The following is a 17122-nucleotide window of genomic DNA, read 5'->3' as shown; positions in this document are numbered from 1 at the left end:
GTAGTTTCATGCAAAGCAAGAATGTCGTTTTTCTAATAAATGAATATAATAACCATGGCGGCGCCCAGCGTGTTGCTTCTATTTTGACCGAAGAATTCCGGGCAGACGGCCATAATGTGGCCATCTTAAGCATTAATGAGCAGAAAAATGTGCCCAGCTATTTTTCTGCTGATGTTCCGGTTAAAGTTCTGCATCCGAAATACCGTGCGCCTCAGGCAATTGAAATTTCCTCAAACTTGAGGGATTTTAAGTTTGTGAAAGTGCAAAAAGAATTGAAGCGCCGCTATTTGCTGAAAAAGAAACGCAACGAAGTTGAAGAATTTTTTAAAAGCTACGGCGATGAAGAGGTGTTTGTCATTGCTATCCAAGTTTACGGCATGCAATGGATTCGTCCTTTGTTGTACAAGCAAAATATCAAGATCATTGGCCAAAGCCATGAAAGTGTAGCGGCTGCAAAAGGCTCAAAACGCTATAAACGAATTTTGAGTTATTACCGTCAGGTCTCAAAATTTTTGCTGCTGACGCAAAAAGATGCCGAACACTTCCAGGAAATCGGATTTACGAATACGGGGGTCATGTACAATCCCACACCTTTCCGCCGTTTTAACGCACCGGAAGCTTTATACAAAAATAAAAAAATTATTTCTTCAGGCCGGCTGATTGAAGACAAAGGATTTGATCTGCTGATTGAGGCATTTGCCAAAGCTGCGGCCGATATTCCGGACTGGACTCTGCACATTTACGGTGATGGGCCAGCAGAAAAATCACTGAAGAGCCTTATCCGGATTTTTGGCATGGAACAGCGTATATTCCTTGAAGGCCAAACAGAAGATATTCAAGCAGCACTTGAAGACGCCAGTTTCTTTGTGCTGTCTTCAAAAGCGGAAGGATTGCCGATGTCCCTGATTGAGGCCCAGTCATGCGGATTGCCCTGCATTTCTTCAGACTGTGCACCGGGAATCCGTGAAATTGTTGAGGAGTACCAAAACGGGTTTATCACGCCCGTCGGAGATACTCAGCTTCTTTCCCGCCACATCAAACGTTTGGCGCAGAATCCAGAACTATTTTATGCATTCAGTGAAAATGCCTTTAACAGCAGCCTGAAATTTGATCGGCAAGTTATAAAAAATGAATGGTATGATCTTTTTGAAGAACTGGGAGGGAATCTGGATGGACAGTAAAACCCAAATGAATAAACGTCCGAAACTCTCCGTAGTTGTCATTGCGTTTAACAATGAATTATATATTGATGAAGCACTCGAATCGCTTCATGAGCAAACTTATGATGATTTTGAAGTTGTCGTTGTCAATGATTTTTCTTCCGACCGGACTGGTGAGCTGATCGACCGTTTTGTAGAAGGAAAGCCCAGATTCAAGGCGATCCATTTAACGGAAAACAGTGGCGGCTGCAGTACGCCGCGGAATACTGGGATTGCGCATACAACAGGTGAGTATGTAATGTTCTTGGATGGGGATGATTGGTACACAATTGATGCCTGTGAAAAAATGGTGGAAGCCATTGAACGCACCGATTCTGATTTTGTTGCCGGTCAAGTTATCCGGACCAATAATTATGAAATTTGGTATCATAACCAGATTTATTCGAGAGAACGCATCAACTTCAACATTCGTGAATTTACGTATATGCTTTTTGATAGCTTATCCGTCAACAAGATTTATAAACGCTCGTTTCTGGATCGCCACAGTCTTCGGTTTCCGGAAGGCATCCATTATGAAGATGTTGTTTTTACCGGGAAAGCGTATTTTTTGGCAGAATCCATCAGTGTCATACCGGAACCCGTCTATTACTGGCGTGTAGTGGAAAATGCAGATGCGAAATCGATTACAAATCGGCGTCATGAATTCGAGAACTTCGAAAACCGGATTATTGCTCACCGTTATTTTGACCAGTTCCTGCGAGAAAATGGCGCAATCCTATACCAGAAGGAAAAGAACAGCAAATTTCTCCGCCATGATTTGAAATTGTATACGAACGATTATCTGCAATATGATGAAGACTATAAAGTCCGTTTCCATAAAATGATCCATGAGTATTTGCATGAAGTAATGGATGAGTATTCGTTCATGCCTCTTTCCGAACGTGACCGTATTTTATATTACTTATTGTATATCGGCGACGTTGAAGCTTTTGAAGACTATGTCAATTATATAAACGGGTTGCCGACTAAAACGGAACGCATTTATAACGTTGGCAGCCAATACTACTTTAAACCTTCAATGCCTGCCAGGAATTCTGAGAAATTCCTGAAAATCGAAAAACCGGAAATCGATTATGCGATTACGGAAATCAAGATGACCCAAGAAACTTTTTCGTTTAAAGGCGAGATTCAAGTGAATTCGATTGCGGAATCTGAATTTGTTTCTTTTTGGGTATTGCGGAACCGGCAAACGGGAGAAGTTTTGACAGCTGAAAAATCAGCGGATGAAAAAGTTGTTTTTGATATTCAGAACCTGACAGCCGGAAATTATTATTTGTCTTTGTACGTGAAACATATGGGGAACCTTCACCGCGTGCTTGTTAAAAATTCCAATGTCAGTGAGCTGCCCAATATCGAATTTAAGGAAGACGGATTGTCAAAAAGCATTTTCATCAATGACAAGAACTCTTTCGCTATCCGTGTGAATCCTACAAAGTTCACTGATCAGTTGAAGTGGAAAATGGAACGGAGAAAATTAGCACAAGGCGAGAAGAAAAAGCCGGCTAAACCATCGGCGTTCCAAAAGTTGATGGAAAGATTCATTCCGAAATTGCCTGTCCGGTCAAACTGGGTATTATTTGAGAGCCATATGGGGAAACAATACAGTGACAGCCCTAAATACATTTATGAACAGCTGCTCCAATCAGGCCAGAAGTTTAAATTTATTTGGTCGCTACAGGAACCCGGGCAAGTAGACATTCCTGGATCACCCATTAAAGTGAAGCGGAATAGCCTGAAGCATCTTTATTATTTGAACCGCGCGAAGTACTGGGTGGACAATCAGGGGATTGCCCACTTGGCGAAGAAAAAAGTGGATCAGGTTTATGTGCAGACTTGGCATGGAACTCCTTTAAAGAAGATGGGTTATGACCAGAAGAAATTGCCGGCAAAAAATGAGTTGACGAGATTAAAGCTTCAAACAGAAGCATGGGATTACTTGATTTCACCGAACCGCTACACAAGTGATATTTTACGGAGAGGCTTCCGCTACGGCGGAGAAATCCTGGAAACCGGTTATCCGCGAAACGATTTGCTGATCCGGCAGCCTGAAGATGTCAAACGCAGAGTCCAGCAGCATTTCGGTTTGTCCAATGACAAGCAGGTCATTCTTTTTGCCCCGACATTCCGTGATTGGGATCCGAATTCTTTCCAAAAGGTATTGGATGATGTCCAGAACCTGAGCAAGGAGATTGGTGAAAATGACGTCGTGTTATTGCGTCTGCATTATCTCTTGTCAGAGAAAATCTCGCAAATGGAGCTTCCTGCGAACATTATCAATGCTTCGACGTACCAGGATATCCAGGAGCTGTATTTGCTGGCGGATGTACTGATTACCGATTATTCTTCTGTCATGTTCGATTTCGCCTTGTTGAAGCGGCCGATTATTTTATACTGCTACGACCTGGAGGAGTATATTACAAGACGCGGCATGTACTTCGATTTTGCTGAACTTGCACCTGGTCCTGTATGCCAAACGATTGATGAAGTATTGCATTATGTTAATCAGCCTGAAGCATTGAATGCTTTCTCTTTCGATTTGGAACGGTTTGTTGGAGAATTTGGCAGTTTGGAAGACGGCCAGGCTTCTGCAAAAGTAATTGAGAAGGTTTTCAGCCGTAAATGACGAAAAGAGTTGCTACCCGGCAACTCTTTTTGTTTCTATTAGGGGAAAGGAGATGGTTCGATGAAGGAACTTATTTCAATCGTCATTCCGGTTTACAACGCTCTTCCTTATCTGGAAGAATGTTTGGCTTCTGCGAGTGGACAGTCTTACCATAACCTTGAAATCATTGTGATCAATGACGGTTCTACTGATGTAAGCGAAGGCGTGGTCCGTAAATTCGCAGAAGCAGATAAACGCATCAAACTGTATTCGCAGGAAAACCGGGGGCTCGGCTACACCCGGAACCGGGGAATCGGTTTAAGCAGCGGCAACTACATTTTCTTCCTGGATGCCGATGATGCCATTCCGAAAAATGCCATTACTTCTTTAGCTGCCGCGATTGCCAAGAATGATGCCGATTATGCGGTAGGGAAAGTGGTGCGTTTTAATGAAAGCCGCATGTATGTCCCGATACGCCATTTGGAGTTTAATTTGTACCAGCAAGCAGGAATGACGACGCTTGAAGAAAAACCGGAACTTCTTCAAGACTCGATCGCCTGCAATAAATTATGGAAAAAGAGCCTGCTCGTTGATAATGGGTTAACTTTCAAAGAAGGCAAGTATTACGAAGACCTTGCGCTGACGATGAAAGGCGCCGTGCTGGCGAAAAAAATACAGGTAGTGACCGATGTGGTGTATCATTGGCGAGTTCGGGAAGATGAAGACAAACCTTCCATCACCCAGCAGCAGATGAAGCTTGAAAACACTTCGCACCGTTTGGAAGCGCTGGCTGAAAACCGCCAATGGCTCGCAGCATCGCGAATCGGGAAACGGATTATTGAAGAGCATGATTTGAAAAGCCTGTTGGATGTGCTGCGGCTGCATGTGATCAAATATGCCTTGATTGCCGAAGCGGATAAGAAAGAGTGGGAACAGCAAGTCTTGTCTTTCTTGAAGAGTATACCTGCGGAAATTGCACAGAGATTGCCGGACAAAGAGCAAACCATGTACGACTTGTTAATAGGAGGCAATACGGAAGACCTTTTTCTTTTTTCCGAGATGTTGATGTATGCCGAAAATACGCCCACAGTCGTCCAGGAAGAACATCGTTTCGTATTGAAAGGGGCAAGCCGGGAATATGACGTAACACCTTATTTTAAGCCGGTGATGGTAGTAGAGCATATTGAGAGACATGGAACACAGTGGCGGCTGGAAGGGCAGTTGACGGTTCCTAAAGCTTCTTTCCTTCCTGAAGGCACCTTTTACATGGTTAACCGGACAAGCGGACAAGAAACAATATTGGCGCCTCTTCAAATCAAGCAGGCCCAAGCGGGTGCCTGTTATCCATTTGAAGAGCTCACGTTTGTGGCTTTGCTTGATTCCACACAGCTGCTCGCAAAAAAAGAGGAAGCCGTCTACGATTTTTATTACCGTTTGGAGTCTTATCCGAAGACAAATCCAGCTCGTATCCGAGTGCTGCCCGAAGCCCTGCGAACTATACAAGATGTGAAAGCAGGGAGCTTCAATTTGTCCCTTTACAGGACCAATTACGGCAATTTAAGCATGAAATTGCACAAAAAACAGTTGAAAGACCTTGTTGCAGCGAAACTTCGTCCATTTCTGAAGAAGTGATGAAAAGGTAATCCTGATTACGGAAATTCTATTTCAAGTTATTAGGAAAACTCGATTGCAACAACCCAAAACAAACAAAAAGCAATTCCCCCCTAAGGAGGAATTGCTTTTTGTATTATAAATCTGTCTCGGCATAGATGGCCTGAATTAACTGGCCAGTGGATTGGCCGGTGGAATAAGTATTCCAATGGTCTTTGAACCGGTCGATTTTCTCGAAGTCAATTTCAGGGTCCAAAATGTGCTCGATGACCTGGCCAGTCGTCTTGGCAATCGGACCTGGAAAGTATAAACTGTTTTCTGCCCATAACCCTTGGGTGCGCCCGTAATCTTCGGAATCATAAGTGAAGAAAATCATTTTCTTTCGCAGCAGCGAAAACTCGACCGGTATAGATGAGTAATCCGTAATCAGGATATCACTCGCTATCAGCAATTCACTGATGTGCGGGTAGCCGCTTGCCAGAAGTACTCGTGGATGATCCGGCAGTTGAGCAGTTTCCTGGACTGAAGGGTGCAGCCGGATCAGCAGCACATATTCTTCTCCGAGTTTCTCGATTACTTCAGATACATCCAAATGCAAATCCATTTTGTGCAAGGCATCTTTCCGGAAAGTAGGGGCGTACAACACCACTTTTTTCCCGTCGATGACCGGGTATGTATGCTTCACTCGCGCCAACCCTCTTGATTTTGCTGAGGCGTCAAAGTAAAAATCAGTTTGGGGGACACCAGTATAGATGAAATGGCTTTGGTCTACATGAAACGACTCGGCAAAAATATCCGCCATTTGCTGTGACCCCACTGGGATATATTGAAAGCGGTCGTATACCTGCTGAAATCTGTATTTTGCGCGTTCGCTCCGAGCACCGGTTTCTGGGTCGCTCCAGCCAAACTTTTTAATAGCACCGGCAGCATGCCATAACTGAACGCATTTCACTTGTTTACGGAACCGGATGACCGATAAAACGCCTGCGTAATTATCCACAAATACATATTTGGACGTAGCCAGGTGATAAATGGATAAAAACGTATCCAAAATATTAAGCGTCTCAAACGCATAGATTTTTTTGTTCTTAGTCGGAATCGTTGAAAAATCAATTTTGCATCGTGTCTGATTGATAAAAATGATTCGGTGGTTCTCAGACTGCGCCAATTCTTTTGCCAGGAAGTATGCATTATCCCCGAAAGACGACAGAAAAACTGTTTTGTTCTTTAATGGGAACAAACTAAAAAAGGCAAAGATAAGTTTAAACAGGAAGAGATAAATGGAAATTCCGGCTTCTTTGATCATTGTTTGTTAAATAGATCGGTTTTGATTTTAGTAGTGGAAATCCCTTCAGTGCGAGGCAAGTAAACTACTTCGCAATGCTCACTCAAATCATCAAATTTGCCTTCCCAGTCAGAACCCATCACAAAGGTTTCAACGCCGTTCGATTGGATGTCGCTTACTTTCTGTCCCCAGTTATGTTCCGGAATCACTTCATCTACGTATTTAATCGCTTCCAAAATCAGTTTTCGTTCTTCATAGGAATGGTAAGCGGCTTTGCCTTTAATGGCATTGAATTCATCGGAAGACAGGCCGACAATCAAATAGTCTCCCAAATCTTTCGCTCTTTTCAAGATATTAATATGTCCATGATGGATCAAGTCAAATGTTCCATAAGTAATTACTTTCTTCATATATCTATTCACTCCAGGATTGCTTATTTTCTGTTTAAGGTCAACATGCTATGATACCATATTATATGTTATCATCGATAATAGCTAATGAAAATATGGGTTTAGAACGGTTTTTTATACGTTATATGGAATTGACGAAATGCAGTCCGGTTGGTTCCTCAATGCAGCTGTATTGAAGGCAGTAAAAACAGAAATGGTCTTCCACAGCTGGCTGTGGGGCGCATTTGAACTAAAATTGAGCAGTGAAAAGAGCGAAGAACATGTTAAACAAACTCAAAGGATTGAAAGACAGTAAATATACGCGCAAAATATTTCGGATTGTATTCATCGTAATGGGGCTCTTGCCAAAAAAGAAAAAGCTGGTCATGTTTGAGAGTTTCCATGCGAAGCAATACAGCGATAATCCGCGTGCAATATATGAATATATGAAAGAGCATTATCCCGACTTTCGGCTGGTTTGGAGCGTAGACCGGCGGGCGGTCAAGTTATTCGAAGAATTTCAGGTGCCGTATATCCGGCGCTTCACGCTGCGCTGGTTTATGGAGTTTCCGCGCGCCAAATACTGGGTCAACAACGTGCGGTTGCCTGGATGGATGCCAAAGCCGGCAGGGACGGTTTATGTGCAGACATGGCACGGCACCCCGTTGAAAAAGCTCGGAATTGATATTGAAGAAGTACATATGCCCGGCACCGAAACAAGCAATTATAAAGCGAATTTTTTGAACGAGTCTGCAAAATGGGATTACCTGGTTTCGCCTAATGCCTATTCCACCGAAATCTTCACGCGTGCTTTTGGCTATAAAGGGCAAGTGATCGAGTCCGGCTATCCGCGGAATGATCTGCTTGCCGCGCCTTCTGAAACGCTGGCGAGCACCATCAAAAAGCAACTGGGCATCCCGGATGAAAAAAAAGTGATGCTCTACGCACCGACTTGGCGCGATAATGAGTTTTACCAAAAAGGGAAGTATAAGTTCGAATTCCAGTTTGATCTGGATAACTGGAAAAAGAACTACGGGGACGAATGGGTGCTGCTTTCCCGCATGCATTATTTGGTGGCGGAGAATTTTGATTTCTCAGCACATGAAGGCATTGTTTTCAACGTATCGGATTATCCGGATATCCGGGATTTGTATTTGATCTCAGATATGCTCATTACCGATTATTCATCGGTGTTTTTCGATTACGCCATTTTAAATCGGCCAATCGTGTTCTTTATGTACGATCTTGAAAACTACCGCGATCAATTGCGCGGCTTTTACTTTGATATTGAATCCGATTCTCCTGGACCGATTGTACAGACCGAACAGGAATTGTTCCAGGCAATTGATGAATTGGCCGATTCCTATGTCAAGCTGGACTCAAAAGCTACCGTCTTTAAACAGAAATTTTCGGCTTTGGAGGACGGACGTGCAGCTGAGCGCGTCGTACAGACATTCCTCGGCAAAAAAATATAAAGACTTTTAAGGCCATTGAAAATCAGCTGATTTTCAATAGCCTTTTTATTTTGAAATATGTCCATACAAGGCGCTGCTCCTCTAAAACAAAGTTAGTTCTATTTAACCTGGGTTTAACCTGGGCAAATTAGTATAAATGCCAGGCATAAGAAAATGGAATAAGATACAGGCAGTTGAGGAAAGGGGAGAGGCTGGATTGACGTACTACTACATTGCCGCTAAAAATATTCTGGCAGTAAAAACGAATATCAAGAATTTCAGTTGGTCTTTTGGGTCGGAAATGCCGGAAGGGACAGCAGAAGAATACGAAAAATGTGCAGTGAAAATGCATATTGTACTTGAAGACTTCAACGATGACGAATTATTGAAGGATATGGGGAGATACCATTACTTTAACGGGTCCCCGGGAGCGGATGCGCTTTACTATACACGCCGCCTCCCTTTAAAGTTCCTAAAACAGAAGCTGCGGGTGAAGGCGGAAGGCTTATTGTCTGAAGAGCCAAAAATCACCGTAAACCGGGCCTATTACAAACTGATTACGCATCGAATTATGAATTTGCATTCTATCCATTATATCGCCACGGATTTGGCTGCTTTGCTGCTGCTGAGAAAGGGCTATGCGCCAATTCACTGTTCGGCTTTTAAAGCAGAGGATGCCACTATTGCCATTTTTGCGCCGCCGGATACCGGGAAGACCTTGAGCACGATGACGGCTTGCGGCGATTTCGGAGCCAGTTTTATTGCTGAGGATTTGGCCATTACCGACGGAAAGCATATTTTCTCGGTACCATGGACCAATTCATTTGACCATTATGCCAAAAACAAACAAGCATCGAATCCCGCTTCGAAAAGAAAAGCTGTCCCACCGGAAGGAAAGGGAGCAAAAGCGCACGTTCTACTGGATGCGGAAGTGGTGACCCATGTTGCTATTTTAGAGAAAGGGCAAGATGAAGTCATTTCTGAATCCAGTAAGGCAGCGGTCAACAAGCTGATGAATTTAAACCGTTACGAATTCAACTTTCTGCGCGCTCCCCTATTGATCGCTTATGAGTTTTTCAATCCGGGGCTGATGATTGATGAAGGAACGGCCATTGAGAAAGACATTATGACTTCGCTGGTCCGAAACAGTGAAAAGGCCTTTACGCTTAGAAAGCGCAATCCGACTCATTATGCGGAGTCGTTGTTGAATGAAATGAAAGAGAGAAAAGCAGCCGCAGTTAAAATTGTCTCGCTGCATTAATGTGTGAGCTCCTAAACCTATTCGGGTTTAGGAGCTTTTGTTATGCAGTGTTTTCAATATAGAGGGAATACTGCCTCGAAGTAGAATTTAATTAAGTATCCAGACAGACTGGGAGGCAGAATAATGGACGCAAAAGTTTTTTTAAAGGAAACGTACGGAAACACCCGTTATCAATTGGGAGGGCATGGCAAACGGACAGTAGGTGTCTTAAAGGAAGCTATCGTTAACGTTGATGATCGTCTGCCAAGCGACCAGTACGGAGCGGGGAAACTTATCGAAGACTTCCAGCAGAAAATGGCGGATTATCTCGGGAAAGAAACAGCGGTCTTTTTCCCGAGCGGCACGATGGCACAACAGGCAGCCCTCCGCATCTGGTGCGATGCCAAAGGGCTGAAAATAGTGGCGTACCATCCGCTGAGCCATTTAGAAATCCATGAACAGGATGGTTTGAAAGAATTGCACGGGATTGAAACGGTGCTGCTGGCGGATAAGAACCGGTTGATAAAATTGGACGACATCAAGAATCTTGGTGAGGAAGTTGCCTGCATTTTGCTGGAGCTTCCTCAACGGGAAATCGGCGGACAATTGCCTGACTTTGAAGAATTGGAACAGATTTCCGGCTGGTGCCGGAATAACGGGATTAAGCTCCATCTGGATGGCGCCAGGCTGCTGGAAACCTTGCCTTATTACCGGAAGACCGCAGCGCAGGTTGCTGAACTTTTTGACAGTGTATACGTGTCTTTTTACAAAGGAATTGGCGGCATAGCAGGAGCGATTCTTGCTGGGGATGAGGAATTCATGCAGCAGTCAAAAATCTGGAAAAGGCGGTACGGGGGAGACTTGATTTCCTTGTATCCTTATATTTTATCGGCTGACTATTATTTTGATATGCGGGCTGAGAAGATGGGGCAGTATTATGAAGAGGCCAAGGAGCTTGCCGAGCTATTCAATTCCTGCCATACAGTTTCGACTATGCCGCTTAAGCCCGCCACGAATATGTTCCATGTACATATAGAACAGCCAATGGAGTCAGCAGTTCGGATTGTTTCTGAAGTACAGCAGGAAACCGGCATCGGAATGACCGGCTATTTGGTGCAGGCAGCAGGGGACCGGTGCTCTTTTGAAATCAGCGTGGGCGATGCGCTTGCAGCTATTCCAAAGGATGCTCTCAAAGAGCTTTTTCAATTGTTCAATCAAAAATTACAGCATCCACATTAAAAATAGAAAGCCGCAGCTGAAAACTTTCAGCTGCGGCTTTCTATTCAACTATTTTAAGCCATGTACCACTTCTTGTAGGCAGGCTTTAGCGTATAAGCCAGCATGTGTTCCACGATTTCACGGGTATCGGGCTGTTCGATTTCCACCCAATGGATGGTTATGGACGACGGGATTTCCTGTGAGGCACAAAGTGAATGATGGGAAGAACTGGATTGTTTGAGCTTGGCAAAGTGGCGGCGGATGCGATTATAGATCGGAGCCCCTTTGCCAATGTAAAGAATTCTTTCGTTTGAATCACTGAAGATGTATATGCCTTTGGCTACACCCATATTTTTTTTGATTTTGTTGAGCTGCTGGGTGGTATCAGCATTAAAGAAAAATGGAACATTTTCGATCGATTTCCATTTCTCTGCATCAAAGTCGTAGTTTTCTTTTTTCAATAGCTCATGAATCTTCTCTTTCATATCATTTCCTCCTCACGTTATCCTCAGTTTCTGTTTTGTATCTTCAAAGAATTTCTACTTTCCATTATGGCTTTATGGAAAGCTTGATCCGGGTTTTGAATCATTTTTCCATGGCCTACTGCGAGCAGCGAAGGGCGCAAATTCCGCAGTTTTTCTGCGCTTTCAAGTGCAATTACTTTATGCCAGGTAGCAAGGGCAGGGAAGGGGAATGCCAGTTTCACTGTCCCGCATACTGCAGCTCCGCCTCTTGTATATAAAGCGTCCCCGGCTATCAGACTTCTATTGCGGACGTCCAACAGCGAAATGGAGCCTGGCGTATGGCCGGGAGAAAAAACAACTTGCAAAGAACCAAGCCGGTCACCTTCTTTTAAAAAGCGATCGGGTTTTGTTTTGATGCTTTTGGTAAGCCCGCCTTTTACTGGAGATTGAGGTTCATCGACCAAGCTTCTTCGGTCTCCGGCAAGAAGCCGGGCATCTCTGGCGGAAATGCTGACCACTGCTTTCGGATAAGTTTGTTTAACGGCGTCGAGAGCCCCCACATGGTCCATATGTGCGTGAGTAAGGACAATCTCCGTTATCGGTTTTCCGATTGAGCGGGCGGCCTGGAGAATCGCTTTTGTGCTGAATGGCAGAGCGGCATCAATAAGAGTCAATGTATCGTCTTCTTCAACTAAATAACAGTTAACGGGAAAAGCACGCGGCATAAAAGACAATTGATAAACAGTGCCCACTTTTGTGACCAGCATCTAATACCATCTCCCAGATAATTAGTCATTTCCTATTCTAACTAATATATTGCATTTTATCGATACTATCTTAAAAATTTGAAAAACATAGTTAATTGAATACCCTTACAAAACAGAATACTAAAATAATTAAACGGGTATTAAAAGTATTTAAATAAACCGCCTGTGCAATAGTGGCACTTATTGCGGGCGGTCTATAAAAAGAACGTATGAGATTTAATTTCAATGGCGTTTACTTTTGCTTACAGGCCTGCGGTTTCTTTGAGAATATCCCGGCGCAGCTTGTCTTTTCGGTTTTCATATTCTTTTGAAAGGGACTCCGGAAGGGTATCCGGCAAACCATTTGCTTTTAAGTCTTTTTTCATCAGAGCCATTAAGCCATAGAAAATATCATCCGTCCGTTTTTCCAATTTGGAAGCAGCGGAGCTGTACTTATTGTAAAAGTACGGATAGCTGATTTTTTGGTCATTTGCTTCCATTTCAAAATACTCGTTTTTCGCAATTTCGATTAGATTATTCAAGTTGGCATTGGCTTGGCGTTCGATATCGGCAATGGCAGGTTCGTAGTTCTGCCGCACCTCTTTTTCTGTAAGCTTGGCGCCTTTGCTTTTTTTATCATTTCCAGCTTTTTTTGCCACAGCGTTTTCTTTGCTGCTTTTTGGTTGTCCTTTAGTTTGCTTTTCGTTTTCACTGGAAACTGAAGCTACCTCCGGATCTGTCGTTTCCGAATAAGGCATTCCTTCTCTGAATTTCTCTGTTTGAACTGCTTCATCATTTCCTTGCAGGTGGCGAATCAGATTGCCATGGGCATCAAGAATGATTTTTGAACCATCTGCCAGTTCAATCACATACTCTTCTTTTGTAAGAGTATCGACTTCAGCGTCTGCGACATTGTAATCCTTGAAGCCAAACAAATAAATTAAGTATCCGGCAGAACAGATAAGTACAATTCCAAACAGCATCAGAATTTTTTTCATGCCACCATCCTCCTCAAAAAATTGCTGAAATCCTTTTATCCAAAGACAAGTTATCTCAAATGTTAGAATTATTTGAATTTTAACATACAAGTTTCAATTAAGCAATGTCTCAAATAGGGATAAAGTTGCTGGAAATATTCCTTTTTTAGGGGATAAATATCATCGATAAGGTTAATGTATCAAATTTGATTAGTGCAATTGTCAAAGCATGGGATGGGTAATTCTATGGAATTAAACCTTGGGCTTACGCTCTTATTGCCTGGAACAAAAAAACGGTTCCCCGGAAGGAACCGTTTATTTATTCGCTTTCTATTAAATCTGCCACTAGGATATAACGATCAGGTGCGTAGCCGACAAAGTCAAACGGATAACAGGTGGATACAGTCAGTGTCGCTTTTGGCTTTGGCACGATTACCGTCCGGTCTTCGCGGTCGACAATGCGGACTTGCCTTACTTTATAAGTAAACTTTCCGGCAGAGGTTTCTACGACGAGCAAATCGCCTTTGCCGACTTCTCCGAGCCTGCGGAAAACGGTATCCCGGTGGCCGGATAACACCGAGTTGTCGGATTCGCCAGGAAGTACGCTTTCCGCAAAATGGCCAACGCCTTTTTCCAATTCTTCTTCATCGGTGCCATGGAAAATAGGGAGTGTGGCATCAAGCTTCGGAATATACAAATCACCGATATTTTCCCCTTTTTCAGGGGCTGCCGGATATAGCACTTCAGGCAAAGGCGCTTTCTCGGGAGTTTCTTCTTTCGGTTCAGGGGCTGCTGCGGGTTCTATAATATGGCTGTCATTTCCGGCTTGTCCGGTTTTGAAAAGCAGATAGCCTTTTAAAAAAGTGGATGCGTTCGTCGTGCTGAACCATGCGCCAAAGACAATAAGAGCAACAGACAGGGAAAGAAGAACCAACCGTTTCACGGGTTTGGTTCTTCTTTTTTTAACTTGTTCTCTAGTCATCGATTAAATTCCTTGCGCTTTGAAGCGGCGGTATAATACTACTCCCAGCAGTACAAGTGCCAATCCAGCCAAGGTGTTTGTCACATACGGTGAAGCTGTATCTGGAAGCTTGCCGCCTTTTACGGTCTGTTTAACAGGTGCCGCTTTTGCGCTCGTCGGTGATTTAGCGATAGGTGCAGGAGCGACCACTACAGTTTCTTCCGCTTCTTTAATGTCTTCGCCAGTTTCTTTGATGATATCAGATCCGAACATCTCTGCCGTCAAAAGGATATCGGCAAGGAAAGTTCCCTGGTTATTGTAAATTTCAACCAACAGATCGTATCCGTTGACGGTTTCAAGCGAGATTAACGTACTTAGATTGATTTCTTTTTTATCGGAGTCTTTTACAAGGAAGTATTGTGTCTTCAACTCGAACAAATCAAGCAAATCACTAAAAATATCAAGAATTTCTGCAATTTGTTCAGCTGATAAATCGTCAGCTGAATCAAAATCTCCAATCAGCATCATGCGGTCCGCAAGCGCCATTGCACGGTCTTGGAAATCTGGTGTTTCGATCGGAAGGGTATTCAAATGCGCTTCAAGGCGTTCCAGTTCCTCTTCTGTCAAGCCGAGTTCCTCGAACAAACCAGCAAGTTCAAAGCCATATTCCGTACTGAAGATGTAATTATCGATGGCTTCTTCCAGCGCTTCTACAGTATCGTAGTTTGCGATAGAATCGTCATACTCATTTAAAAATGATTCAAGATTTTCTTTCGTTTCGAAACCATAATCTTCAATCAGCTGTTGCAGTGCTTCATCTGTCAGGGGAGTTTCTGTGTTCTCAGACAAGTAAAAACCGACATATTCATCAAGTTCTTCTGCAAATAAGAGCCATTCAGAATCCAAAACATCCTGCCCTTTTTCGACATCCCCATTCTCTTCCAGTAAAGCGTTCAACTCTGCACGAGTCAGGTTGTATTTTTCAAGCACTGGAGGAATAGCAGCTTCTGATAAGGGAGTTCCCAATTCATCTACTGAATCAAAATCTTCCCATGAATAATCTTTGCTTTCCAAGTAATCCAAATAAGTTTGCTTTTCCCAATTGATTTCTTTTAAAAATGCATCCAATTCTTTTGAGTCTGACTCAATGGCGAATGCAAAACTGGGGAAAACTGAAAATGCGAGCATTGCTGCTAATACAAGTAACGAAAAACGTTTCATCCTCTTCCTCCTAGGTAAAAATTGTAATATATTCAATAGTATAACCAGAAGTTAGGGATTTTAGAATGGGTTATATTACCTATTAAAAGAAGGAATTACATCGCTTTTATTTTTGCATATATCCTTAATTATTATATGTTTTTATTAGAGAATACAAATATTTAATAGGTACGATAATAAATAAAAAATAGTTTCAGAAGCGAAATAATTTTCTAGCACTTTATATAAAGAGGGTATATAATACTAATTAAAACTAATAATTTTGATAATTTAAAATTCTCTATCATTCTTGTCTAGTGATTTAGTGCTATTTTGCCGATGGAGTGATACACAGCCGGCAGATAGCCAAATGGAAATAATCAGTTCGAACGCCTGCGGCAATGCTCCGTATATCAGATAATAATTGAGTGGGGAAGCGGCAACTCTCAGTGTAGAAGTTAAAATCATATGCTTATGGAAGAGGGTCAGGAAAATGGAAGATATTTATTTTGAAGAAAATTACGGGCGTTTATACGAAGAAATCGAAATTGGCGTACATGAAGTATTTGAATTTCGCCATGAGCTAGGAACAGTCAGGCATATGTTTATAAAACGTCCGATTTCAAAACTAATAGATGGAAAGTTGTATTACGACCTGGTAACCCCCTATGGATATGGGGGGCCGCTTATTTTAAATTGCCAGCAAGGGTGTGAAATGGAACTTGCTGAACTTTTTAAGGCTAGTTTTCAACAATATTGCACTGACAACAATGTAGTCAGCGAGTTTATCCGTTTTCATCCCGTCATGGCCAATGCCGAACATTTTAAAGAGTGCTATGACGTTGTCCATATCCGCAATACGGTAGGAACCAATCTCAAGGGCTATGACGATCCGGCAGCTTCCGAATTTTCAAAGACTGCAAGGAAGAATATCCGGCAGGCGCAAAGAGCAGGCGTTGAGTTCCGGGTGACGGTAAATCCGGACAATGTTAAAGATTTTAAAGAAATTTATTATTCAACGATGAGGCGCAATCATGCCGACTCGTATTATTACTTTGATGACGACTATTTTACCAGGCTTATCCAGTATTTCCGCAAGCATATACTATTAGTGGAAGTGATGTATGAAGGGCGCGTGATCGGTATGGGATTGAATTTTGTTTATGGCAATTTGATCCACACCCACTTGTCCGGCACTTTGGAAAACTTCCACCATCTGTCCCCGGCTTATATTCTCCAATATGCATTAACAGTTTGGGGCAAAGAAAACGGTATTTGGCTGATTCATGAAGGCGGAGGGAGAACCAATAGCCTGGATGACAGCCTATACGTATTCAAAAAACAATTTGGCAAGAATACGGATTTCAAGTTTCAGATAGGACGTAAAATCTGGAATGAGGAAATTTATCAAATACTATGCGAAGAAATGGAAGTTGGGGGAAAGACGGATTTCTTTCCGGCTTACCGGACGAAAGTGCTTAAAGAGTATAATAAGGTTTAAAACAAAATTTTTTACCTGCTATGAAATAATATTCATCATAAAACGTTATCCATCTCTTATAAAGTTAAGGTGAAACTATACCCCTAAAAAATCATTTGTATGATTTTTTAGGGGTATTTTCATTGATATCTAGTTAAATAAGAGCAGAATTTGAATTAGGCATAGAACTTTTGACGCTAACAGGCTATAATGAGAATAATATTTTAGATTATTCAGATAAGAGGTGTTGCACATTGCTCCTATCGGTTTTTAAA

Annotated in this window: 14 protein-coding genes; 7 read left to right on the top strand and 7 right to left on the bottom strand. The window is 42.6% G+C overall.

The annotated features are described in order from the left end of the window. Positions 1-8: 8 nt before the first annotated feature. Genes HU147_RS05190 through HU147_RS05180 form a run of 3 tightly spaced genes read left to right on the top strand, consistent with a single transcriptional unit; the run spans position 9 to position 5454 of the window. On the top strand, positions 9-1181 hold the full coding sequence (locus HU147_RS05190; RefSeq protein WP_224075231.1) for a glycosyltransferase: 1173 nt from the start codon (positions 9-11) through the stop codon (positions 1179-1181). Continuing rightward, on the top strand, positions 1171-3843 hold the full coding sequence (locus HU147_RS05185; protein WP_224075230.1) for a bifunctional glycosyltransferase/CDP-glycerol:glycerophosphate glycerophosphotransferase: 2673 nt from the start codon (positions 1171-1173) through the stop codon (positions 3841-3843). The genes HU147_RS05190 and HU147_RS05185 overlap by 11 nt, the downstream gene beginning before the upstream one ends. 60 nt (positions 3844-3903) lie before the next feature. After that, positions 3904-5454, top strand: a complete 1551-nt coding sequence (locus tag HU147_RS05180) for a glycosyltransferase family 2 protein (protein ID WP_224075229.1) — start codon at positions 3904-3906, stop codon at positions 5452-5454. 115 nt (positions 5455-5569) lie between these two features. Here the strand turns inward: HU147_RS05180 and HU147_RS05175 are convergent, their stop codons facing one another. Together HU147_RS05175 and tagD are read right to left on the bottom strand one after the other, a co-directional pair. Next, complete coding sequence (locus tag HU147_RS05175) at positions 5570-6739, bottom strand: CDP-glycerol glycerophosphotransferase family protein (protein ID WP_224075228.1); 1170 nt, start codon at positions 6737-6739, stop codon at positions 5570-5572. Beyond that, complete coding sequence (gene tagD, locus HU147_RS05170; RefSeq protein WP_053166792.1) at positions 6736-7128, bottom strand: glycerol-3-phosphate cytidylyltransferase; 393 nt, start codon at positions 7126-7128, stop codon at positions 6736-6738. Before tagD ends, HU147_RS05175 begins: the two co-directional genes overlap by 4 nt. A 260-nt stretch (positions 7129-7388) precedes the next feature. Here tagD and HU147_RS05165 point away from each other — a divergent pair, with 260 nt between their 5' ends. From HU147_RS05165 to HU147_RS05155, 3 genes are all read left to right on the top strand, one after another. Next, a complete protein-coding gene (locus HU147_RS05165; protein ID WP_224075227.1) occupies positions 7389-8582 on the top strand; it encodes a CDP-glycerol glycerophosphotransferase family protein in 1194 nt (397 codons plus the stop codon). A gap of 196 nt (positions 8583-8778) precedes the next feature. Continuing rightward, on the top strand, positions 8779-9822 hold the full coding sequence (locus tag HU147_RS05160; RefSeq protein ID WP_224075226.1) for a hypothetical protein: 1044 nt from the start codon (positions 8779-8781) through the stop codon (positions 9820-9822). 123 nt (positions 9823-9945) lie between these two features. Beyond that, positions 9946-11040, top strand: coding sequence for a threonine aldolase family protein (locus HU147_RS05155; RefSeq protein WP_224075225.1), 1095 nt, complete (start codon positions 9946-9948; stop codon positions 11038-11040). Positions 11041-11093: 53 nt separating this feature from the next. Here the strand turns inward: HU147_RS05155 and HU147_RS05150 are convergent, their stop codons facing one another. From HU147_RS05150 to HU147_RS05130, 5 genes are all read right to left on the bottom strand, one after another. Further along, a complete protein-coding gene (locus HU147_RS05150) occupies positions 11094-11504 on the bottom strand; it encodes a GIY-YIG nuclease family protein (protein ID WP_224075224.1) in 411 nt (136 codons plus the stop codon). A 23-nt stretch (positions 11505-11527) separates the two neighbouring features. Then, entirely contained in the window at positions 11528-12250 is a 723-nt protein-coding gene (locus HU147_RS05145; protein ID WP_224075223.1) for an MBL fold metallo-hydrolase, read from the bottom strand. A gap of 242 nt (positions 12251-12492) precedes the next feature. Then, positions 12493-13227 carry a hypothetical protein gene (locus tag HU147_RS05140; RefSeq protein ID WP_224075222.1) on the bottom strand — a complete coding sequence of 245 codons (735 nt, stop codon included), beginning with the start codon at positions 13225-13227 and terminating at the stop codon, positions 12493-12495. Between the two features lie 298 nt (positions 13228-13525). Beyond that, positions 13526-14188, bottom strand: a complete 663-nt coding sequence (locus tag HU147_RS05135; protein WP_224075221.1) for a class D sortase — start codon at positions 14186-14188, stop codon at positions 13526-13528. Between the two features lie 3 nt (positions 14189-14191). Continuing rightward, entirely contained in the window at positions 14192-15388 is a 1197-nt protein-coding gene (locus tag HU147_RS05130; protein WP_224075220.1) for a processed acidic surface protein, read from the bottom strand. Positions 15389-15860: 472 nt separating this feature from the next. Here HU147_RS05130 and HU147_RS05125 point away from each other — a divergent pair, with 472 nt between their 5' ends. Then, positions 15861-16868 carry a GNAT family N-acetyltransferase gene (locus HU147_RS05125; RefSeq protein ID WP_224075219.1) on the top strand — a complete coding sequence of 336 codons (1008 nt, stop codon included), beginning with the start codon at positions 15861-15863 and terminating at the stop codon, positions 16866-16868. Positions 16869-17122: the final 254 nt, after the last annotated feature.

The sequence above is a fragment of the Planococcus chinensis genome, from assembly GCF_020071995.1.
Classification (GTDB): Bacteria; Bacillota; Bacilli; order Bacillales_A; family Planococcaceae; genus Planococcus; species Planococcus chinensis_A.
This window is presented reverse-complemented; position numbering and strand designations above follow the sequence as displayed.

Bases quoted from the DNA above. Each gene is read 5' to 3' on its own strand.
- HU147_RS05190 (WP_224075231.1), top strand. From the start codon at position 9: ATGCAAAGCAAGAATGTCGTTTTTCTAATAAATGAATATAATAACCAT.
- HU147_RS05185 (WP_224075230.1), top strand. From the start codon at position 1,171: ATGGACAGTAAAACCCAAATGAATAAACGTCCGAAACTCTCCGTAGTT.
- HU147_RS05180 (WP_224075229.1), top strand. From the start codon at position 3,904: ATGAAGGAACTTATTTCAATCGTCATTCCGGTTTACAACGCTCTTCCT.
- HU147_RS05175 (WP_224075228.1), bottom strand. From the start codon at position 6,739: ATGATCAAAGAAGCCGGAATTTCCATTTATCTCTTCCTGTTTAAACTT.
- tagD (WP_053166792.1), bottom strand. From the start codon at position 7,128: ATGAAGAAAGTAATTACTTATGGAACATTTGACTTGATCCATCATGGA.
- HU147_RS05165 (WP_224075227.1), top strand. From the start codon at position 7,389: ATGTTAAACAAACTCAAAGGATTGAAAGACAGTAAATATACGCGCAAA.
- HU147_RS05155 (WP_224075225.1), top strand. From the start codon at position 9,946: ATGGACGCAAAAGTTTTTTTAAAGGAAACGTACGGAAACACCCGTTAT.
- HU147_RS05150 (WP_224075224.1), bottom strand. From the start codon at position 11,504: ATGAAAGAGAAGATTCATGAGCTATTGAAAAAAGAAAACTACGACTTT.
- HU147_RS05145 (WP_224075223.1), bottom strand. From the start codon at position 12,250: ATGCTGGTCACAAAAGTGGGCACTGTTTATCAATTGTCTTTTATGCCG.
- HU147_RS05140 (WP_224075222.1), bottom strand. From the start codon at position 13,227: ATGAAAAAAATTCTGATGCTGTTTGGAATTGTACTTATCTGTTCTGCC.
- HU147_RS05135 (WP_224075221.1), bottom strand. From the start codon at position 14,188: ATGACTAGAGAACAAGTTAAAAAAAGAAGAACCAAACCCGTGAAACGG.
- HU147_RS05130 (WP_224075220.1), bottom strand. From the start codon at position 15,388: ATGAAACGTTTTTCGTTACTTGTATTAGCAGCAATGCTCGCATTTTCA.
- HU147_RS05125 (WP_224075219.1), top strand. From the start codon at position 15,861: ATGGAAGATATTTATTTTGAAGAAAATTACGGGCGTTTATACGAAGAA.